Genomic DNA, 21,468 nt, shown 5'->3' with positions numbered 1-21,468 from the left:
TCCGGCGAAGCATCAGCGCGGACCGAACAGTCCGCCCTGCGCGGCGATCTGGATGAAGGCCGGGCCAAGAATGACGATGAACAGCACCGGCAGGAAGAACACGATCATCGGCACGGTCAGTTTCGGCGGCAGGGCTGCTGCTTTCTTTTCCGCTTCCAGCATGCGCAGATCGCGGCTTTCCTGAGAAAGCGTTCTGAGCGCCTGCGACACCGGCGTGCCGTAACGCTCCGCCTGAATGAGCGCCTGCGAAACTGATTTCACCTGATCGACACCGGTGCGACTGGCGAGATTATCATAGGCCTGACGGCGCTCGGGCAGGAATGACAGCTCGGCATTGGTGAGCATCAGTTCTTCCGCCAGTTCCACCGATTGTATGCCGATTTCGTCGGCCACCTTGCGAAAGGCTGCTTCAATCGACATGCCCGATTCGACGCAGATCAGCATGAGGTCGAGTGCATCCGGCCAGGCCCGGCGGATCGACTGCTTGCGCTTGGTCGCCTTGTTGGAAACATAGAGGTTCGGCGCATAGAACCCGGCATAACCGGCCAGAATACAGACGAAAATCCGGACGAAGAACGAGTGGTCCGGCAGATTGCCGAGCACGAAGACGTAAAAGGCTGCCAGCGTCATCGCGCCGAAAGGCAGCACGAAGCGCAGAAACAGGAAGATGTTGAGCGGGTTTTGCCCGCGAAAACCGGCCGTTCTGAGTGCTGCAATCGTCTTTTCGTCGGCCAGCGCCTTTTTCAGATCAAGCCTTTCGACGAAGTCGCGAATGCCCTGCTTCTGTTGGTGACGCAGGCTGTTGCGCCGGTCGTTTTCCGTTGCTAGCCGCGCGCGTTCGCGCGAGCGGATCGCCTCGCGCTCAATGGCAACCGATTTCATGCGTGATTTCAAAACACTGGTGCTGAGGACCGGCATGACAACAGTGACGATGGCAGCGAAGACCGCAACCGTGATCAGCATGGCGATCAGAAATTGCGGGTCACTCAGTTTTTCGATGAGGAGAGAAAACATGGTCTGCGCCTCACATATCGAAATTGATCATGTTCTTCATGATGAAGATGCCGGTCGCCATCAGCACGGCGGCAATGCCCAACAGCATATGGCCGGTTGATGACGTGAAAAGCAGCGTCATATATTGCGGACTGGTCAGATAGACCAGCACCATGACGATAAAGGGCAGCGCGCCGATGATGGCGGCTGATGCCTTTGCTTCCATCGAAAGCGCATCGACCTTGGCTTTCATCTTCTTGCGATCACGCAGCACCTTGGACAGATTGTTCAGCGCTTCGGAAAGATTGCCGCCCGCCTGAGACTGAATCTGGATCACGATGGCGAAGAAGTTGGTTTCGGGGCAGGGCATGCTGTCGGGCATCTTGCCAACAGCTTCGGGGATCGACAGCCCCATCTGCTGGGCTTCAACGACTTTCTTGAATTCGCCTTTGACCGGCTCCAGCGCCTCGCTGGCGATCAGGCGCAAGCCATCGTTGAGCGGCAGGCCCGCCCTTGTCGCGCGGACAATGACGTCGAGCGCGTTTGGAAATTCTTCCAGAAACTTCTTCAGGCGGCGCTTGCGTTTTTGCAGCACAAACCAGCGTGGCAGCCCGAAAAAGCAGGCGATGGCAATGCCGGGAAGAAGCAGAAGCGGCAGGCCGAAAATAAAGCCGATCAGGAGGCCGGTGAAGGCCGTGACGCCGGAATAGATATAGAACTGGCGCAGCGTGACGCTCAGCCCCGCTTGCGTCAGCATAATGCGCAGCGGCGGGTATTTCTGATTCTTCTCGCGCTGCTTCTGCCGCGCTTCGAGATCCTTGATATTGTCCTGCAACAGTTTGCGGCGTTTCTGGATATCGGTGTTTTTGTCCCGTTCGCTGCGGGTGACACTGCGTTCGGCATAGTTGCGCACGGTTTCCAGCCGCCGCGAGGCGGGGTCCTTGCTGGCCAGCCTGTCATAGAACAGCACATAGGCGAGCGCAGCACAGGCGACCACCGCCAGAATAATGAAGATCAGAATGCTGACGGGGGAGGCGGTCATCAGTCAACCGTCTCCATACTGTCGAGAACAGTGGCAAGGCGGCTATCTTCGTTGTAATAGCGCGCGCGTTCCCAGAAGGCCGGACGACCAATGCCGGTCGAACTGTGCGTGCCGAGAATACGCCCGGATGCGTCCTCGCCCTTGATGTCGTAAAGCATCAGATCCTGGGTGATGATAACGTCGCCTTCCAGCCCGACAACTTCTGTCACATGGGTAATGCGACGCGAACCGTCCCGCAGGCGCGCCGCCTGAATGATGATATCGATGGAGTTGACCAGAATTTCGCGCACGGTCTTCTGCGGCAGCACATAGCCGCCCATGGCGATCATGGCTTCCATACGGCTGAGACATTCGCGCGGGCTGTTGGAGTGGATGGTGCCCATCGAGCCGTCATGGCCGGTATTCATGGCTTGCAGCAGATCGAAGACTTCCGGTCCGCGCACTTCGCCGACGATGATTCGCTCCGGGCGCATACGCAGGCAGTTTTTGACCAGATCGCGCATGGTCACTTCGCCTTCGCCTTCCAGATTGGGCGGGCGGGTTTCAAGGCGCACGACATGGGGCTGCTGCAATTGCAGTTCGGCGGAATCTTCGCAAGTGATGATGCGCTCATGCGTATCGATATAGCGGGTCAGGCAGTTCAAAAGCGTGGTCTTGCCCGAACCCGTGCCGCCGGAAATGATGACATTGCAGCGCACGCGGCTGATGATCTGCAACAGTTCCGCACCGGCGCTGGAAATCGCGCCGAAACGCACCAACTGGTCGAGCGTCAGCTTGTCCTTGCGGAATTTGCGGATGGTGAGCGCCGGGCCGTCGAGCGACAGGGGGGACGCGATGACATTGACGCGCGACCCGTCCGGCAGGCGTGCATCGCAGATCGGGCTTGATTCATCGACGCGCCTGCCGACCTGGCTGACGATGCGCTGGCAGATATTGAGAAGCTGCTGGTTGTCGCGAAACCGGATACCCGTTTCCTGCACCCTGCCATCGACTTCGATATAGGTGTGGCGCGAACCATTGACCATGATATCGGCAATGTCGTCGCGGGCGAGCAAAGGCTCCAGCGGACCGTAGCCCAGAACATCGTTGCATATGTCGTCGAGCAGTTCTTCCTGCTCGGCAATCGACATCACGAAATTCTTGATGGCGATGATATCATTGACGATATCGCGGATTTCCTCGCGCGCCGTATCGGGTGCCATGCGCGAAAGCTGCGACAGATCAATCGTGTCGATCAGCGCGGAAAAGACCTGCGCTTTGGTGTCGTAATAGCCTTCGGTCTTCTCGCGCCCGCTGCTGGTGGGCGGGGCAGGTCTGGCAGGCGTGGTGGGAACAGCGGCCTGCATGCGGGACGGCTGAACAGGCTCCGTGCGCTGCACAGGCTGAGGCGCGATTGCTTTTGCAATGCTGCCATCCTGTTTGCTTCCTGAATCGTTGCCTCTTTTGCCGAACATGATTTTCCGCCGTTACTTCGTCTTGCGTGCAAATTTGCCCAAAAGACCGGAGATGCCATTCTTCTTGCGCGGCTGGACATCCGCCCGTCCCGTCAGCACGTGCGCTAAATGCGTGATGGTTGCAGAAACCGGGCTGTCGGGGCTGGTTTCCGCGATCATGCGCCCGGTATTGGCGGCATTGCCGAAAAGCTGCGGTTCGAATTCGATGGCAGCAATCGGGTCGATGCCGAGCGGTTCGGAAAAGTCCGACAGTGCAATTTCGGGACGTTTCGGCACACCCACCTGATTGAGCACCAGATGCGGCTTCAGATCGTTCGGGCGCAATTGCGCCAGCGTGTCGAGCAGGTTCTTCGTATTGCGCAGATTGGCGAGATCGGGTGCTGCGACGATCACCACTTCATCGGCCCGCATCAATGTGGTGCGGGTCCAGCCGTTCCAGCCATGCGCCAGATCGAGAACCACCAGCGGCGAGGTGCGCTGGGCGACATCGATTATTTCGGAAAAGGCGTCTTCCTGAAAATCGAAGGTGCGCTCCAGACTGGAAGGGGCGGCGAGAATCGAGAGATGTTCGCCATATTGCACCAGAAGGCGGTCGAGATAGACCTCGTCCACCCGTTCAGGCGAAAACACGGCATCGGCGATACCGAGCGTCGGGTCTTGATCGAAATTGATATTGGCCGTGCCGAAGGGCAGGTCCATATCGGCCAGAACCACGTCGTGCCGGAACAGGTTCGAGATCGACCAGGCGACATTATGCGCGATGGTCGATGCGCCGACACCGCCCTTCGCGCCGATAACCGCGATGGAACGTCCAAGCGGTTCGGCACCCGGATCGAGAAAGATCGACGAGACGATGGCCAGAACATCGGCCAGCGAAACGGGCGCTACGATATATTCCGATACGCCGCGGCGCAGCAATTCGCGATAGAGCCAGACTTCGTTGGAATGACCGATGACGAGCACCTTGGAACCGGGATCGCAGACTTCCGACAGGCGCTGGAGTTCATCGAGCAGAACACTCGGCTCCGATGACGATTCGACAATGATCAGATTGGGCGTTGAGGCTGTCTGGTAGAACTCGATGGCCGCTTCTATGCCGCCGCCGGAGACTTTGAGATGCGTCTTGGCCATGCGCCGGTCGTTGCCGGCACGTTCGATGGGAATAGCGACGCTTTCGTTTTCACAAAAGGCCTGGATGGAAATGCGCGGAATCGGCCGCACATTTTCCAGCATGATCGGCGCGCGCTGTTCGGCAATTTCGCTGCCATTGTCCGGTTCGAAGGCGATATTTGTCATGGTTCGCCCTCTTAGTAATTTGCCTGTTCGCTGCGGGGTTCTTGCCAATTATCCGTCTGCGCAGTCGACATTTTCGTGTAGCCCTGATCGCCATTGAGGCGTTCCGTCGTGCGGTCGGAATCGATTGGAGAGGAAGCGCGCGGTCCGAGAAGATCGGCTGGATTGGCGACTTGAGCTGCGAGATTGTTCTGCATCGAGCAGCCGAAATTGGCGTAATGCTTGTTTTCCGGCGTGGTCGCAATATCGTCCGGCCAGCGACCGCAAGGCGTCGTGCCAGCCGTCATCGCATAATAGCTGATGCGGATCGGCGCTGCGGCATCCGGTGATGGAACGGGATAGTTTTCAATGGCGATATTGGTCTGCTTGATGCCACCCTTGCGCAGCGCTGCGGAGATTTCGGTGCTCAGGCGATAGGCGGCAGCCTGATTGGCTGCACCAGCTGGAACCAGCACATAGACCATGCCCGATCCGTTATAGCGATAGTTGGCGACGACCTTCTGAACGATGCCGCGCTGCATGGTATTTAGCCGGCTATCGGCGCTGCCGACCGGAATGTCGGTCACCTGTTCGCGCTCGGCAATCGTGATGGGATGATTGGTGCGGTAATCGTCAGGCAATGCGCCGACGGTCACGTGCTGCCGGTTGGCGCAACCTGCCAGAAGCGCGACCGACAGAGCCAGCATCGCTGACTTGATGGGAACCTGTTTGCCTCGGATTGTCATTCCCGTTTCCCCGCTCATTTGTAGATATACCCGACAACGCCGTTGTAACGGCCGGGCGGCAGCTTGGTCTCCATCGTCCCGTAAACGCGGTTGACCTTGCCGAGAATGAAACCGGCGCCATCGCTGGCCGGATTAAGATTGTCGTCGGGGCGCGCAAGCTGCTGCCGCGCCACCGGGCGAGCGAGATAAGGCGTCACAATGACGACCAGTTCGGATTCGTTGCGGATGAAGTCCTTGCTGCGGAACAGCGCGCCGAGGACGGGAATCTTGGTAAGACCCGGAAAGCCGGAAACCGACTGGCGCACTTCATCGCGGATAAGGCCGCCGATCATCATCGAGCCGCCGGATGGCAATTCCACCGTGGTGTCCGCCACGCGCTTGCGCAGCGAGAGCAGGCTTGCGCCCACGCCCTCGGCCTTGTTGGTCGTACCGGAGCCTTCGGTGGTCGGTTCCGACACCGAAGTTCTGATCTTGAGGCTGATCCGACCCGGTCCCAGCACCACCGGCATGAATTCCAGCCCGATGCCATATTCGATCTTGGCCAGCTGGTTGGTGCGCTTGCCATCATCGTCATAGGTGACGCTGTTGATGACATTATATTCGCCGCCGACATTGAATGCGGCCTTTTCGCCGGAAATGGCGGTGAGTGTCGGTTCGGCAAGCGTCTTCATGACACCAGCCGTTTCCATCGCGCGCAGATAGGCCGAGAAATTGCTGGTCGCGAGACCAAAGCCGGTATCGGAAAGATTATTGCCGATCGCGCCAGCGATGCTTTCCGAAATGCCCGCATAGGAAATGCCGTTGCTGGTTCCGCTGCCCGTCATATTGACGCCGAGCTGCTTCATGACGGTGCGGCTGACTTCGGCCACCGTCACCTTCAGCGTGACCTGATCTTCCCCAACGATGGTGAGCATATTGACCACTTTACTGGTGCGCCGCCCTGCATCGGGATTGTCGATTGCTACTCCGCCGCCATCGGTCGGGGCCGAAGCGGTCGTCGAATACTGGCCCGTCGTGGCTTCACCACCGGTTACGAAAAGGCTTGCAAGCTTTGCGGCCTGCGCCGAATCCTGTGGCGTCTGAACCGTGCCGGTCAAAACGACGTTGTCGTTGATCAGTTCAACCCGGATATCGGAACCTGGAACGAGACGTTTCAATTGCGTCGAAAGGCTGCTGACATCGCGCTCGATTTCAACATCGATGGAGGCGATCTGTTCGCCATTCGGGCCGAAGACAAAGATATTCGTCTGCCCGACCTGCTTGCCGAACAGATAGATGCGGCGCGATGTGCGCGTGACCGCATCCGCGATGGATGGATTGGAGACGAGAACGTCATAGGCGTCCTGCGGCAGGTCCAGCACAAGCGATTTGTTGAGACCAAGCGCGATGCGCTGGGCGCGGCCCTGTGCGCCGACCTTGACGACGCCACCCGCTGCCATGGCAGGCGCTTCGAAGAAAGGCTGGGCGCAAAGTGCCAGGCTTGCGGCAATGAGGGCGGATTTGGCAAAATACGGGCGCACGCGTTTTCCCTGTTTCATGAGCGCGGTCCTACTTCTGTAATGCTGCCGGACTTGATGACCTTGACGGTTCCGCTGCGCGTCGGCGAGGAAACCAGATAGTCGGCCTGCTTGATGTCCTTGTCTTCCGCATCGTGCATGGAGCGCAGGGACAGGGTCAACCGGTCGGCCATCTGCTGGGCGACGGTGATGATTTCCGCCTGATCGGGCGTCAGTTCCAGTGTCGCGGTCTGGCCGACCATGACCTTGCGGCCCTGTTCGTCTTCCTGAATGGTCTGGTCGATGGCGAGGATACGCACATTTTGCAGCACGGTTTCGGTCGTGAAAGGCGCGATGGAGGTGCTGGTTGCATTGTCCGGCTTGCGACGGGTCATGATGACATCGACAAAATCATTGGGCAGGATGAAACCGCCCGCCGAGCTTTCGGCATTGATCTGGGTCGCAACCGCGCGCATGCCGGGCGGCAGGATCGATGAGAGGAAGCTCTGTCCGGGGCCGATCAGCTTCACCTTGCGAATGGGTTCGCCGGGGAAAAGTTGCAGCCTGACGGTTGCGCCATTGAGCTGATTGATCGCGTCTGGTTCGCTGGACCGGGTGATATAGCCATCGGATATCGCTTCCGCAGGCCATGACTGCCAGCGCATCTGCGAGGTCAGTTCAGCGCCGACACCGAGGTTTTCCGTGGCGACCAGCACTTCTTCCAGCTGGATCTGTGGGGTTTCGGACGCAACCACGACCGGCGCTGGCGGCGGTGCCGCCAGATTCATGGCGATATAGCCCGCACCGCCAGCAGCGATGACGGCTACCCCAAGAATGAGCAGACGAGCTGATTTCATGATGCGCCCCGTGCAAGTCCCCACGTCCGAACGACGTGTTCCAAAATTGCACTGGCAATCGTGTAATTATGGTTAATATAATCTTATTCGTATTAAGAAATATAAGTTCCGCAGGGCAATTTCGTGCTGGCCGTTACGCGGGAGCGAACAAAATCGACTGCATGGTCTGGCCAACGGGTGAGAGCGGGAAGCTCCACAAACCGGCAGCACCCAGCGCAATACCGTAGGGAATCCCGACATCCTTGTGCGACAGCCGTTCCAAAAAGGCATAGCGATCCGCATGCGCCGGGCGCGGCATCAGGCGGTAAAGAATGATGAGAAGCGTCAGGGCGCCGCCAATCAGCGAAAACTTGATGACATAATCCACCAGACCCGGATTGAAGCCGAACCACAATGTGGTTGCTGCAATCATTTTTGCGTCGCCGCCGCCCATGGTGCGCAGGCAGAAGAGCAGGAAAGTGATGCAAAGCATCAGCCCGCCTGCCAGCAGATGCCAGCCGTAATCGGCAAGGGCAAGACCGGAAAACGGTGCAAAGATGATGAAACCGGCGGCGAGCCCAATCGAAACCCGGTTGCGAATGGTCATCGACAGAAGATCGGTGACCATGGCCGTGACCATCGCCGCCACGAATATCGCCGTCATCAGCGCCGCTATGACCATCGAATCCCCCGATCCATTCAATAAGTGTTATTGGCCGTTGGTCGCGTTCTGAAAGCTCGTGGCAACGCTGTCGAATTTTTCGCCGACGCTGCCGGCCATGAGCGCCACGCCGCTGACGATCGCAATCGAAACCAGCGTGCCGATCAGCGCATATTCAATCGCTGTGGAACCGGCCCGGTTCTTCAAAAAACGCGTCATCAATGTCGGCATTGTACGCTCCTTCACCTCTCCGAAGACGGCTGCCCCATCATGGCCGTCGCTCTGTTCGGATGGCTGAAAGATAATCGACACGCATTGTAGGGCCCTTAACAATCAGGGTTAATGAAGCGTTTCCCGGTCGATTGGCTCGCCGCTGGCGCATGAGGCGGGGCGGCTTAATGCTTCCTTCACCAATCCTCTTCATTATTTGCTAGGCATATTACGGGGGTCGTAGAGTGGCGCATCGGTTTTTCTCTTCGGAAAAGTTGCGGAAGGCATCTGCTTTGGCCGCAATGATGCTGGTTTCAGCAGGGCTTCAGGCTGCGCAGGCGGAAGAATATATCAAGCTGGAAACCAGTCAGGCGCGCATCCTTCGTCTGGCTCGACCCGCCGACACCGTGGTGATCGGCAATCCCGCCATTGCGGATGCAGTGGTGCAGGATTCCCAGACCATCGTGCTGACCGGCAAGGATTTTGGCGTTACCAATATCGTTGTCATGGATAAGAACGGCGAGCCGATCATCGACCGGGAACTCGTCGTTTCCAGCAATGCGCGCGGCACCATGCGCGTTTATCGCCAGGCAGAGGTGCAGACGCTGTCCTGCACACCCTATTGCGAAAAGGCGTCCACCAAGACCGGCGACGATAAATAACACCCCTCTCTAAAATCCGACCTGCGCCGTTAATACTCTTTCAGGTTGTCCTGATGTAATCATGCGCCATGGTTTGAACCGGCAGGTTTGGGTGGGGCATGGCATTCATGGATTTCCGTCAAAGGCGCGGAGAAGGACGGCTGCGGTTGCAGGCCGCCATCCGTCAGTTGCGGCTGTTCGGTCGGGCGCGAGACGGCGTCACGGCCATTGAATTCACGCTCCTGATCATCCCGTTTCTCCTCATCGTCTTTTCGATCATTGAAACAGGCATGAATTTCACCGCCCGACAGATGTTGTGGAACGCCACGCAGAACGTGGCGCGCCAGATCCAGACCGGGCAGGTCCGGGGAAGCGATCTCACGCAGACCAGAATCCAGACCATGCTTTGCGATCAGATCCAGTTCATGGTGAAAACCGGTTGCGAGGGGTTGTCATTCAATCTCGGAACCTATTCCGGCTTTGCCTCGGTCCCGACCCGCGACATTCTGACGGACAAAGGCTATCTGTCCCGCACCGGCATCACCGGCACCAACGGCACCTCGACCATCAACCAGCTCAATGTGCTTTATCGCTGGCCGGTTCTGACAAACATACTCTACATGACCGATAGTGCCGATGCGGAAAGCGGCACTATGCCGTTATTCTCCACGCTGACATGGCAAAACGAGCCGTTTCCAAACTGACGACGAATATCGGGTTGTGGCCCGGACTGGACCTATATCGCCATGCGAACAGCATTATCCCGGTTGTTGAAGAGATTTTTTCGCGACAAGCGCGCGGTCGGCGCGGTTGAATTCGCGCTGATCGTCCCGGTTCTGCTCCTGATTTATCTGGGCTCCACCGATTTGGCCGATGGTCTCGACGTCAACAAGAAGGTGTCGCGGTCCGCGAGTAGCCTTGCCGATCTGGTCACGCGCCAGATATCCGTCAAAGCCACGGATATCGACGATATGTTCGCCATCGGCAGCACGTCGCTTTTGCCCTATCGCCGGACAAGCCCGAAGATCAGGGTGACAGCCATCAAGGTCACCAAGGCGCAGTCGTCCAGCACCTTTTCCGTGACTGTTGACTGGTCGCGCGCCAATGTCGCAAATTTCGCGGCGCTGGCTGGCAGCAAGGCCGATCTTCCCGAGGCGCTGGTCGCAAGCGATGCCTATTTCATCAAGGTCGATGTCGAACTGGACTACAAGCCGCTGAATTCCTGGATATCGACCAGCATACCGATGAGCGAGACCTATTACCTCGCGCCGCGCTATACCAACACCATTCCCTGCAGCGGTTGCTGAACCCGTCTCTTGGCTCTGCCCCTTGCACTACAGTTGCATTCTTCGTCAGGCCGCGGCGAAACGAGTGATTTTCGAGCACCGGAGCGGAGCGTACTTCAACGTACGTGAGCACCGGAGCGCAGGAAATTGCTCGTTGCAGACCGGCATCACGAAGAATGCAACTGTAGTGCTTGGCAATGCGGATAAAACCCAACATATAGAAGGAAAGGCCAAACCGCCCCCTTCAGGATTTGTTTTCATGCCAGAATTGCCCGAGGTAGAAACCGTTCGCCGCGGCTTGCAACCCTTCATGGAAGGTGCAACCATCGAAAAGGTCGATCAGAACAGACCTGATCTCCGCTTTCCATTCCCGGAGCATTTTGTCGAGCGACTGACCGGTCACCGTATCGAGGCGCTCGGTCGCCGTGCGAAATATCTCACGCTTCACCTTGATGACGGCCTGTCCGTTATCAGCCATCTTGGCATGTCCGGCTCGTTTCGCATCGAGGCCGACGACGATGCCGATACGCCCGGCGCCTTCCAGCATGAGCGTTCGAAGAACAGCGCCCATGACCATGTGGTGTTTCACCTGCTGCGGCCGGGCGGTTCGGGCGCGCGCATCATCTATAATGATCCGCGCCGTTTCGGCTTCATGCTGTTTGCGGAAAAAGGCGCGCTCGATACGCATCCGTTTCTGAGCGGCCTCGGGATCGAACCGACCGGCAATCTTCTGTCGGGGGCGGTACTGGCGGAGTTGTTCCAGGGACGGCGCACGCCGCTCAAGGCAGCGCTGCTTGATCAGCGGCTGATCGCCGGTCTCGGCAATATCTATGTCTGCGAGGCGCTGTGGCGTTCCGGCCTGTCGCCCATGCGGGCAGCCGGGGCCGTGGCGGACGATGCAGCACTTATGGAGCGTCTGGCGAGCGATATCCGCACAGTGATTGCGGAGGCGATTGCTGCGGGCGGATCGAGCCTGAAGGATTATATTCAGGCCGATGGCGCACTCGGCTATTTCCAGCATTCCTTCTCGGTCTATGGGCGGGAAGGGGAGCCGTGTCGCAATCCCGCCTGCAATGGCGTGGTCGAGCGTGCGGTTCAGGCGGGACGTTCGACTTTTTTCTGTGCCTCGTGCCAGACATAAGACCTTGCCAAACGGGGATGGCCGGTTCACCTTGCCGCCCGGAAATTGAAGCTGTCATGGTATCGGCCTTATAGGGGCCTGAACCGGACGGCGATGCCTGATGAAGGAGGAGCAGAATTCCATGGCTTATGAAACGATCATCGTCGAGACGCGCGGCAATGTCGGGCTTATCCGCCTCAATCGCCCGCAAGCGCTCAATGCGCTCAATCGGGGAGTGCTCGATGATTTGACGGATGCGCTCTCGGCTTTCGACGCCGATGACAAGATTGGCGCCGTGGTGTTGACCGGTTCCGAAAAAGCCTTCGCGGCGGGCGCCGACATCAAGGAAATGCAGTCGATCGATTTCGTCGATGCCTATTTGCAGGATATGTTCTCCGACTGGCAGAAGGTGGACCGCGCGCGCAAGCCGATCATCGCCGCCGTTTCCGGCTATGCGCTGGGTGGCGGGTGCGAGCTGGCCATGATGTGCGACTTCATCATCGCGGGCAGCAATGCCAAGTTCGGCCAGCCGGAAATTACGCTGGGCGTTATTCCGGGCATGGGCGGCTCGCAGCGCCTGACCCGTTTTGTCGGCAAGTCCAAGGCCATGGATATGTGCCTGACTGGCCGCATGATGGATGCAGCGGAAGCCGAGCGTTCGGGTCTCGTTTCGCGGGTCGTCGAGCCGGAAGTCCTGCTGGAAGAAGCGCTGAAGGCAGCCGAGCGCATCGCCTCCTTCTCGCGTCCGTCCGTGCTGATGGCCAAGGAAGCGGTCAATCGCAGCTACGAAATGACCTTGAACGAAGGACTGCGCTATGAGCGCCGCCTGTTCCATTCGCTTTTTGCGACGGAAGACCAGAAGGAAGGCATGGCCGCTTTCATCGACAAGCGCACGCCAAGCTTCAAGAATCGATAAGATCGACACCACATCGGGTGATGGTTACTGCCTGATAGACGAAAGAGGCCGGGACATTTTTGTGTCCCGGTCTTTGCTATTGTTTTCAGGCACAAGCGGCCTGAATGCTCATTCGCAAGCAGAAGTCTTGCGCCCTTGTTTCACTTCTTCGCATCGAAGATTTTGAAACCGTCTGCTTCTTCCAGTGTCGTCACCGACTTGAACAGGCCCTTGAGGGTCACCTCATAAGGCAGCTGCCGGTTGGCGACCATCAGCAGGCGACCGCCCGGCTTCAGCCGCGACGCTGCAGCCGAGATAAAGCTCTGGCCAAGCGAAACATCCGTCACGCGCCCTTCGTGGAACGGCGGGTTCATGATGACGGTATCGTAGATGCCGGTCACCTTCTCGCTGGTAATATCGAACCAGTTGAAGGAAATCGGCACCGAAGCGCCCAGGCGCTCCAGATTGCCGCGTGCGGCCTCCAGCGCCTCATAATCCGCCTCGAACAGATCGATGGACTTGATGCGGTCGGCATATTTCAAGCTCTGCGCTGCGAGATAACCCCAGCCCGCGCCAAAATCCGCTACATTGCCGAACACGATCTTTTCCATATGCGGGACCAACAGCGCCGAGCCCTTGTCGATGGCGCCGTGCGAAAACATGCCCGGTTCGGTGCGGAACACATCATCAATTGCGCTTTCCAGCGGGCGCAGCGCCGCGATGAAGTCGTCGTCCAGATCGGCGGGACGCTGCAGCCAGAAGGCCACCGCGTGGTTCTTTGACATCCGGTCGCTGATTTCGGCGATATTGCCCACCCATTTGCGGAAACTATCGACGCCAAGCTTCTTGTCCCCGCAAACGACGATCCACCCGCCCGGCTGAACACGCGCCAAAAGCTCGGAGAACCACGCCTCGTTGCGCCCACGGTGTTTTCCGAGCAGGAGTAGCCCGCCGTTAAAACGGCTCTCTGTGGCCAATCTCGGCTCTGCGCGAAAGCCTTCCTTGCCCAGCGCCAGAAAATCTGGACGCCATGGTTGCAGGCAAGTCAGGATCTGCTTCCATTCAGGATCGAGAAGCCGGTCGGCGGAAAGGCCGCATGCGAGAAAGGATTGCCCATCTTCGGGCGTATCGAGAATGCCCTGCTCGAAGGGAAGGAAGAGTGTTTTCTGTGCCGGTGTCATCATGATCGTTCTTTAACCCGCAAGATCGCATCCGAAAAGTCCGCACGACCCCTATGATTCCCGTGAAACAACAAAAAAGCGCGCCCGAGGGCGCGCTTTCCGATTTCATAAGCGATGCAGGGCTTATTCAGCGTCTGCGTCTGCCTTCTTTTCAACTACGACTTCCTTGCCGGTTTCCTGATCGACGACCTTCATCGACAGGCGAACCTTGCCGCGTTCGTCGAAGCCCATGAGCTTGACCCAGACCTTCTGGCCTTCCTTGACCACATCGGTGGTCTTGGCAACGCGGTCGGCAGCCAGCTGCGAGATGTGAACCAGACCGTCACGCGGGCCGAAGAAGTTCACGAAAGCGCCGAAGTCGGCGGTCTTGACGACTGTGCCTTCGTAGATTTCGCCGACTTCCGGCTCAGCAACAATCGAGTGAATCCACTTCTTGGCGGCTTCGATTTCCTTGCCGTTCGACGAAGCGATCTTCACCGTGCCGTCGTCTTCAATGTTGATCTTGGCGCCGGTCTTTTCCACGATTTCGCGGATGACCTTGCCGCCCGAACCGATAACATCACGGATCTTGTCGGTCGGGATGTTCATCACTTCGATGCGCGGAGCGAATTCGCCGAGTTCTTCACGCGACGTGGACAGAGCCTTGCTCATTTCGCCGAGAATATGAATGCGACCACCCTTGGCCTGCTCCAGAGCGACCTTCATGATCTCTTCGGTGATACCGTCGATCTTGATGTCCATCTGAAGTGCGGTGATGCCGTTTTCAGTACCGGCAACCTTGAAGTCCATGTCGCCGAGGTGATCTTCATCGCCGAGAATATCGGAAAGAACAGCATAACGCTCGCCTTCCTTGATCAGGCCCATGGCGATACCGGCAACCGGACGTGCAAGCGGAACGCCGGCGTCCATCAGAGCGAGCGAGGTGCCGCAAACGGTCGCCATCGAGGAAGAACCGTTGGATTCGGTGATCTCGGAAACCGAACGGATCGTGTAAGGGAACTGTTCGGCAGCTGGCAGCATAGGGTGGATAGCGCGCCATGCGAGCTTGCCATGACCAACTTCACGACGGCCCGGCGAACCCATACGGCCGGTTTCACCAACCGAATATGGCGGGAAGTTGTAGTGCAGCATGAAGGATTCTTTGTACGTACCGGTCAGAGAATCGATCATCTGTTCGTCTTCGCCGGTGCCGAGGGTAGCAACAACGATCGCCTGCGTTTCACCGCGGGTGAACAGCGCCGAGCCGTGGGTGCGCGGCAGAAGGCCAACTTCCGAAACGATTGCACGAACGGTCTTCAGGTCGCGGCCATCGATACGGTTGCCCGTGTCGAGAATGTTCCAGCGAACGATCTTCGCCTGCAGGTGCTTGAAGACAGTCGCAAAGCTTTCAGCCGAGAATTCCGTTTCTTCAACGCCTTCAGGGAAGAAGTGAGCCTTCGCCTTGGCCTTTGCAGCGTCAACAGCAACGTAACGAGCCTGCTTTTCGGTGATCTTGTAAGCGTCGCGCAGGTCGTTCTCCACAACGGCCAGCATCTTGGCTTCGAGGTCCGACAGGTCTTCCGGCTGGAAGTCGCGCGGTTCCTTGGCAGCAACTTCAGCAAGCTTGATGATCGCGTCGATCACCGGCTGGAAGCTCTTCTGGCCGAAAACGACGGCGCCGAGCATGACTTCTTCGGAAAGTTCCTGCGCTTCCGATTCAACCATCAGCACGGCATCAGCCGTACCGGCAACAACCAGATCGAGCTTCGATTCCGGCATTTCGTCGATATTCGGGTTCAGAACATATTCGCCGTTGATGTAACCAACGCGCGCACCACCGATCGGGCCCATGAAAGGAACGCCGGAAAGGGTCAGTGCTGCGGAAGCTGCAACCATCGACAGGACGTCGGGGTTGTTTTCGAGATCGTGCTGAACAACGGTCAGAACAACCTGCGTGTCGTTCTTGTAGCCATCGACGAAGAGCGGACGGATCGGACGGTCGATCAGGCGCGAAACGAGGGTTTCGTTTTCGCTCGGACGACCTTCACGCTTGAAGAAACCGCCCGGGATCTTGCCGGCAGCATAGGTCTTTTCCTGATAATTGACCGTCAGCGGGAAGAAATCCTGACCAGGCTTCGGTTCCTTGGCAGAAACGACAGTCGCCAGAACGACGGTTTCGCCATAGGTTGCGAGAACTGCACCGTCAGCCTGACGCGCGATCTTGCCGGTTTCGAGCGTGAGCGGACGACCGCCCCATTCGATTTCCACTTTGTGGGTATTGAACATATCTTGTCCTCATAGGGAGACGCCGCGCCAGGCGCTAAGGCATCTCCGTGGTTGGCGGACGGGCCACGGGCAAGACAACGGGGAGCTCGGGGGAGAGCGAACTACCTGCAATCCTGCCCCATGACGGGTCCAAGTCATGAGCCTTTTCGGCTCTCGGGCAACCCGATCCGGCCTTGTTTCGTCCGGGGCGGGAAATAAGGGCATATGCCCTATTCTCTGTTTCTCCGCATTACCCTACGCAAACCGCTTCGCGCTCTTGTTGGGAATGCTTTAAAAATCAAACGGGCGACGTTCATCACGTCGCCCGATTTACCGTTAACGGCGCAGGCCAAGACGGCTGATCAGCGCCTGGTAGCGCGCTGCGTCCACGCCCTTGACATAGTCAAGAAGACGGCGGCGCTGCGAAACCAGCTTCAGAAGGCCGCGACGCGAATGATTGTCATTCTTGTGGCCCTTGAAGTGTTCGGTGAGGTTGGCGATACGCTCGGAAAGAACGGCAACCTGTACTTCAGGAGAACCGGTGTCGCCTTCCTTGGTGGCGTATTCCTTGATAAGTGCTTGCTTGCGCTCAGCAGTAATCGACATCGTAAACCCTTTCTTGATGAGAGGAAAAACAGACGCCCAGGCCGGGATGTCGTCCAGCGCGGGCCAACTTACACGATCTGATCTGCATTTCTGCGGGATCGCTGTTGGGGCATATAGTGCAAAAACGGCAAGAATACCAGCATCAAATACGCCCCGCCAATTGCGAGGACTTTTTAGGTAGCAGTGAAAACTCGCTTCGGCTTGAACTGACCATGCTCGATATAGCCGATGGCGAGCAGTTTTCCGCGTGCCGTGACGCACGCTTCGTCCGCTTCCAGCGGGGCATCGCGACCACGCAGGATAACTGGATTGCCGAGGCGAACGCGTTGCGCCTGATCGTCGGTCAGCGGAACCTGCGGCAGACAATCGAGCGCGGCGCCCGTATCGATCACCAGAGCATCGAGGCCAGAAAAATCGCGGCGCGGCGCGGGTTCGAGCACATTGCCATCCTCGTCTTTCGGCGGCAGCGGCGGCCAGACGGCTTCCAGTTCCGAGAGCGTGACAAAGTCTTCTTCCGTGAACGGGGCGACTTCGATGCGGCGCAGTTCGGAAATATGACCAAAGCAGCCAAGATCGCGGCCCATATCGCGCGCCAGCGAACGCACATAGGTGCCCTTGGAGCACTCGACCTCGAACGAGGTGCGGTTGTCGTCGTGGAATTCGACGATTTCCAGACGGTCGATCTCGACTTCGCGTGCCGGAATCTCCACCGTTTCGCCTTCACGGGCGAGATCATAGGCGCGTTCACCGTCGATCTTGATGGCGGAGAACTGCGGCGGGATCTGCGAAATGAGGCCGGTATAGTTCGGCAGCAGGGCCTCAACCTCTTCACGCGACGGACGCTTGTCGGAGGTCTTCGTCGGCTGTCCTTCCAGATCGTCGGTCGAGCGTTCCTCGCCCCAGGTCACCGTGAAACGATAGACCTTGGTTCCGTCCATGACATAAGGCACGGTCTTAGTGGCCTCACCCAAAGCAATCGGCAGCATGCCGGATGCGAGCGGGTCGAGTGTGCCGGCATGACCGGCCTTCTCGGCGTTGAACAGCCACTTGATCTTCGAGACCGCTTCGGTCGATCCCATACCTTTCGGCTTGTCGAAAATAACCCAACCGGAAACCGGACGGCCTTTTTTCTTACCCCGTCTTGCCATGCTTTATTTGTCTCCATTGCGGGAGGTTTCATCCTCGCCAGCGTCTTCATCGTTATGCGCAAGATCGCGCGCCACTTCCGGCGAACGCAGAAGTGCGTCGATCTTCGAAAAATTGTCGAAACTCGTGTCGGAGCGAAAGCGGAACTCCGGCATGTATTTCATCTGGCCAAGGACTGGCGCCATGCGTCCGCGAATGAATTTCGCGTTGGCGGCCAAAGCCTTGACGATAGACTGCGGGTCAACATTGCCAAGCGGCATGATGAAACAGGTGGCGATCTTCAGGTCGGGCGACATGCGCACTTCCGAAACGGAAATGACAGTGCGCTCGATCAGATCGTCACGGATTTCATTGCGCTGGAGCAATTGCGCCAATGCATGACGCACCTGTTCGCCAACGCGAAGCTGGCGCTGCGAAAGACCGCCTGAGCCTTTTGGGTCCGGGGAACGTGCCATAGCTAAATCCTCGATGAACAGCCATCGACCGACGTTCAGCCTCTCAGGCAGTCCGACGACACGGCTTGAAAATTATGGGCGTAACTTACCACAATTCAGATGGGAGTCAGACCCTCGGAACCGGGCATTAGAGCGCGTTTCGATCTGAATGAATCAGATCGGCGCTCAATGCTTTTCTATTTCAAGCATAATCTTACCGATCCTCGTTTCACTCCGGTCTGATTATGCTCTAAAAAGCCGGACCGCCCCTGTCGGACGGTCCGGCCAAAGCTATTAGAGCGTGCGCGTAATATGCTCGACGCGGAACGCTTCGATCGTGTCGCCTGCGCGAATGTCGTCGTAGTTTTCGAACGCCATACCGCATTCCTGGCCCATCGGCACTTCCGACACTTCGTCCTTGAAGCGCTTGAGCGTCTTGAGCTTGCCTTCGTGTATAACCACGTTGTCACGGATGAGGCGGACGCCTGCACCACGTTCGACCTTACCGTCAACGACACGGCAACCAGCAACCTTGCCGACCTTGGTGATGTTGAAGACTTCAAGAATCTCAGCATTACCAATGAAGGTTTCACGGCGTTCTGGCGACAGAAGACCCGACATTGCTGCTTTAACATCTTCGATCAGATCGTAGATGATGTTGTAGTAGCGAATTTCGATGCCCTGCTGTTCGGCAGCGTCACGTGCCTGCTTGTTGGCGCGGACGTTGAAGCCGATGATCGCGGCATTGGAGGCTTCGGCCAGCGACACGTCGCTTTCCGTGATACCACCGGCGCCCGAATGCACGATGCGTGCACGCACTTCGTCGGTGCCGAGCTTGTCGAGAGCCGTCATGATGGCTTCGACCGAACCCTGCACGTCACCCTTGATGACGAGCGGGAATTCCTTCAGGCCATTGACCTGCAGCTGGCTCATCATCTGCTCGAGCGAACCGCGCGCGCCGGACTGGCGGGCAACGGCCTTGTCACGGGCCAGACGCTGACGATATTCGGCGATTTCACGCGCCTTGGCTTCATTGGCAACCACGGCAAAGCGGTCGCCCGCCTGCGGCGTGCCCTGAAGGCCCAGAACTTCAACCGGCATAGCAGGACCGGCTTCCTTCACATGCTCGCCATGGTCATTGACCAGTGCGCGCACGCGGCCCCATTCGCTACCGGCGACGAGAATGTCACCGGGATGCAGCGTACCGGTCTGAACCAGAACGGTTGCAACCGAACCACGGCCACGATCAAGCTGGGCTTCGATGACGACGCCTTCAGCCGTACGCTTCGGGTCTGCCTTGAGGTCAAGGATTTCAGCCTGCAACAGAACTGCTTCCAGCAGCTTGTCGAGGTTGATCTTGTTCTTGGCCGACACTTCGACGTCGAGAACTTCACCGCCCATCGATTCCACGAAGACATCGTGCTGCAACAGGGCAGTACGAACCTTCTGCGGATCGGCAGTTGGCTTGTCGATCTTGTTGATCGCCACGATGATCGGAACACCAGCCGCCTTGGCATGGTTGATCGATTCAATCGTCTGCGGCATCACGCTGTCGTCAGCAGCCACCACGAGGATGGCAATGTCGGTCGCCTGCGCACCACGGGCACGCATTGCGGTAAAGGCAGCGTGGCCCGGCGTATCGATGAAGGTGATCTTCTGGCCGTTCTGTTCGACCTGATAAGCACCGATATGCTGTGTGATACCACCGGCTTCACCCGACACCACATTGGCGTGACGGATTGCATCGAGCAGCGAGGTCTTGCCGTGATCGACGTGGCCCATGATGGTCACGACCGGAGGACGGGAAACCAGCGCAGCCTCGTTGTCGGCAACACCGAAGATGCCTTCTTCAACGTCCGATTCCGCAACGCGCTTGACGGTGTGGCCGAATTCTTCAGCAATGAGCTGCGCCATATCGGCATCGATCACATCGCCCGGCTTCATCATCTGGCCCTGCTTCATCAGATACTTGATGATGTCGACCGAACGCTCGGTCATACGCTGTGCGAGTTCCTGAAGCGTAATGGTTTCAGGCACAGTCACTTCGCGAGAGATTTTCTCGCGCGTTTCCTGCATCTGCGAACGCTTGAACTTTTCCTGACGGCGACGCATGGCCGACAGCGAACGCGAACGGCCTTCGTCTTCCAGATTGCTGGAGATCGTCAGCTTGCCGCGACGGCGATCGTCTTCCGTCTTGACCACCTTTGGCGCGCGCACTTCCGGCTTGGCCGCGGTGCCACGACGGGCTGCCATCGGGCTTCCGCCACGACGATCATCGTCATCGCCAGACTGGCCCGGCCTGCGAAGCTGGCTCTGCGGCAGCGGCTTGCCCGGTCCCGGAGCGGTTTCTGCAAGCGACGGAGCCGGACGCGGTGCACCCGACTGCGGACGATTGCCCTGCTGCGGACGGCCAGCGTGCTGCGGGCGGTTGCCCTGCGGTGCGCCACGCGAATCGTCGCGACGCTCGGTGCGCTGTTCGCCCCGTGCTTCCGGCTGCGGAACGCGCTTGGCAGCTTCTTCTTCTGCCTTGCGGCGTGCTTCGGCCTCAGCCTTGAGACGGGCTTCTTCCTCGGCCTGACGGCGTGCGGATTCTTCACGTTCCTTGGCGCGGCGCGCATCTTCTTCGGCGCGGCGCTTGGCTTCTTCAACGGCGCGGGCGCGTTCTTCGACTTCACGCACCTGCGCTTCTTCGAGCGCACGGCGGCGTGCATCCATTTCGGAGCGCGACAGCGTGTTCAGCACCATGCCGGAGCGATCGGCAGGGCGCGGGCGCGGTGCCTGCTGATTGGGGCGCTGCTGCACCGGGCGCTGCTGTTGCTGTGCGACATGCGGCTTTGCAACCGGGGCCGCAGCAGCGGGTGCTGCCGGTGCCTTCGGCTGAGCCACGGGCGCGGCAGAGGCAACTGCGGGCTTGGGAGCCGCTGCTTCCACTTCCGGCTTGTCGTCTGGCCGTGAGAACTTGCGCTTCTTGGTTTCAACGACGACAGCCTTGGTGCGGCCGTGGCTGAAATTCTGGCGCACGGTGCTCTGCTCGACGCCTGGCCGCTTCATGGTCAGGGTCTTCTTGGGGGTGACGCCCAGCGTCTTGTCGTCGTTTGTGTTATCGCTCATTACGTTCCGTTTCCTTCGCGGCTCCGGCCGCTCTACTCGAGCATTATCCAACGCGACCTGGTCGGGTTGGATAATGCTCCAGTCATCCACTTCT

The 21,468-nt window shown here is 58.5% G+C and carries 20 protein-coding genes; 5 read left to right on the top strand and 15 right to left on the bottom strand.

From position 1 onward, the window contains the following. Positions 1-12: 12 nt before the first annotated feature. The 9 genes from FIC94_RS08260 to FIC94_RS08220 form a co-directional block, all read right to left on the bottom strand. Positions 13-1,014, bottom strand: a complete 1,002-nt coding sequence (locus FIC94_RS08260) for a type II secretion system F family protein (RefSeq protein ID WP_140024529.1) — start codon at positions 1,012-1,014, stop codon at positions 13-15. A gap of 10 nt (positions 1,015-1,024) precedes the next feature. Further along, positions 1,025-2,035 carry a type II secretion system F family protein gene (locus FIC94_RS08255; RefSeq protein WP_140024528.1) on the bottom strand — a complete coding sequence of 337 codons (1,011 nt, stop codon included), beginning with the start codon at positions 2,033-2,035 and terminating at the stop codon, positions 1,025-1,027. Next, entirely contained in the window at positions 2,035-3,489 is a 1,455-nt protein-coding gene (locus FIC94_RS08250) for a TadA family conjugal transfer-associated ATPase (protein ID WP_109370124.1), read from the bottom strand. The genes FIC94_RS08255 and FIC94_RS08250 overlap by 1 nt, the downstream gene beginning before the upstream one ends. A 12-nt stretch (positions 3,490-3,501) precedes the next feature. Next, entirely contained in the window at positions 3,502-4,785 is a 1,284-nt protein-coding gene (locus tag FIC94_RS08245; protein WP_140024527.1) for a CpaE/TadZ family protein, read from the bottom strand. A gap of 11 nt (positions 4,786-4,796) precedes the next feature. Next, positions 4,797-5,507 carry a CpaD family pilus assembly protein gene (locus FIC94_RS08240; protein ID WP_140024526.1) on the bottom strand — a complete coding sequence of 237 codons (711 nt, stop codon included), beginning with the start codon at positions 5,505-5,507 and terminating at the stop codon, positions 4,797-4,799. 14 nt (positions 5,508-5,521) lie between these two features. Then, positions 5,522-7,045 carry a type II and III secretion system protein family protein gene (locus tag FIC94_RS08235; protein ID WP_140024525.1) on the bottom strand — a complete coding sequence of 508 codons (1,524 nt, stop codon included), beginning with the start codon at positions 7,043-7,045 and terminating at the stop codon, positions 5,522-5,524. Continuing rightward, a complete protein-coding gene (gene cpaB / locus FIC94_RS08230; RefSeq protein WP_109370128.1) occupies positions 7,042-7,860 on the bottom strand; it encodes a Flp pilus assembly protein CpaB in 819 nt (272 codons plus the stop codon). The genes FIC94_RS08235 and cpaB overlap by 4 nt, the downstream gene beginning before the upstream one ends. A 133-nt stretch (positions 7,861-7,993) precedes the next feature. After that, positions 7,994-8,521 (bottom strand): A24 family peptidase, encoded by a 528-nt coding sequence (locus FIC94_RS08225; RefSeq protein WP_140024524.1) that lies wholly within the window; start codon positions 8,519-8,521, stop codon positions 7,994-7,996. A gap of 27 nt (positions 8,522-8,548) precedes the next feature. Continuing rightward, positions 8,549-8,812 (bottom strand): Flp family type IVb pilin, encoded by a 264-nt coding sequence (locus FIC94_RS08220; RefSeq protein ID WP_235858895.1) that lies wholly within the window; start codon positions 8,810-8,812, stop codon positions 8,549-8,551. A gap of 200 nt (positions 8,813-9,012) precedes the next feature. Here FIC94_RS08220 and FIC94_RS08215 point away from each other — a divergent pair, with 200 nt between their 5' ends. The 5 genes from FIC94_RS08215 to FIC94_RS08195 all read left to right on the top strand — a co-directional run bounded on the left by FIC94_RS08215 (position 9,013) and on the right by FIC94_RS08195 (position 12,673). Next, complete coding sequence (locus tag FIC94_RS08215) at positions 9,013-9,372, top strand: pilus assembly protein N-terminal domain-containing protein (RefSeq protein ID WP_109370131.1); 360 nt, start codon at positions 9,013-9,015, stop codon at positions 9,370-9,372. Between the two features lie 98 nt (positions 9,373-9,470). Continuing rightward, a complete protein-coding gene (locus FIC94_RS08210; RefSeq protein ID WP_235891970.1) occupies positions 9,471-10,055 on the top strand; it encodes a TadE/TadG family type IV pilus assembly protein in 585 nt (194 codons plus the stop codon). Between the two features lie 66 nt (positions 10,056-10,121). Then, on the top strand, positions 10,122-10,658 hold the full coding sequence (locus FIC94_RS08205) for a TadE/TadG family type IV pilus assembly protein (protein ID WP_235891969.1): 537 nt from the start codon (positions 10,122-10,124) through the stop codon (positions 10,656-10,658). A 238-nt stretch (positions 10,659-10,896) separates the two neighbouring features. Next, positions 10,897-11,778 carry a bifunctional DNA-formamidopyrimidine glycosylase/DNA-(apurinic or apyrimidinic site) lyase gene (gene mutM / locus FIC94_RS08200; RefSeq protein ID WP_140024522.1) on the top strand — a complete coding sequence of 294 codons (882 nt, stop codon included), beginning with the start codon at positions 10,897-10,899 and terminating at the stop codon, positions 11,776-11,778. A 121-nt stretch (positions 11,779-11,899) separates the two neighbouring features. Then, a complete protein-coding gene (locus FIC94_RS08195; RefSeq protein ID WP_140024521.1) occupies positions 11,900-12,673 on the top strand; it encodes an enoyl-CoA hydratase in 774 nt (257 codons plus the stop codon). Between the two features lie 140 nt (positions 12,674-12,813). On the opposite strand, the gene FIC94_RS08190 is transcribed toward FIC94_RS08195, so the two are convergent. From FIC94_RS08190 to infB, 6 genes are all read right to left on the bottom strand, one after another. Beyond that, positions 12,814-13,836: a class I SAM-dependent methyltransferase gene (locus tag FIC94_RS08190; protein WP_140024520.1), complete on the bottom strand. Its 1,023-nt coding sequence runs from the start codon at positions 13,834-13,836 to the stop codon at positions 12,814-12,816. A gap of 120 nt (positions 13,837-13,956) precedes the next feature. After that, positions 13,957-16,098, bottom strand: a complete 2,142-nt coding sequence (gene pnp, locus FIC94_RS08185) for a polyribonucleotide nucleotidyltransferase (protein WP_140024519.1) — start codon at positions 16,096-16,098, stop codon at positions 13,957-13,959. A 315-nt stretch (positions 16,099-16,413) separates the two neighbouring features. After that, complete coding sequence (gene rpsO, locus FIC94_RS08180) at positions 16,414-16,683, bottom strand: 30S ribosomal protein S15 (protein WP_109370110.1); 270 nt, start codon at positions 16,681-16,683, stop codon at positions 16,414-16,416. A 173-nt stretch (positions 16,684-16,856) separates the two neighbouring features. Further along, positions 16,857-17,831, bottom strand: coding sequence for a tRNA pseudouridine(55) synthase TruB (gene truB, locus FIC94_RS08175; protein ID WP_109370109.1), 975 nt, complete (start codon positions 17,829-17,831; stop codon positions 16,857-16,859). Between the two features lie 3 nt (positions 17,832-17,834). After that, entirely contained in the window at positions 17,835-18,284 is a 450-nt protein-coding gene (gene rbfA / locus FIC94_RS08170) for a 30S ribosome-binding factor RbfA (protein ID WP_109370108.1), read from the bottom strand. A 273-nt stretch (positions 18,285-18,557) separates the two neighbouring features. Further along, complete coding sequence (infB, locus tag FIC94_RS08165) at positions 18,558-21,374, bottom strand: translation initiation factor IF-2 (RefSeq protein WP_121537000.1); 2,817 nt, start codon at positions 21,372-21,374, stop codon at positions 18,558-18,560. Positions 21,375-21,468: the final 94 nt, after the last annotated feature.

Source organism: Ochrobactrum teleogrylli, assembly GCF_006376685.1.
Taxonomy (GTDB): domain Bacteria; phylum Pseudomonadota; class Alphaproteobacteria; order Rhizobiales; family Rhizobiaceae; genus Brucella; species Brucella teleogrylli.
This window is presented reverse-complemented; position numbering and strand designations above follow the sequence as displayed.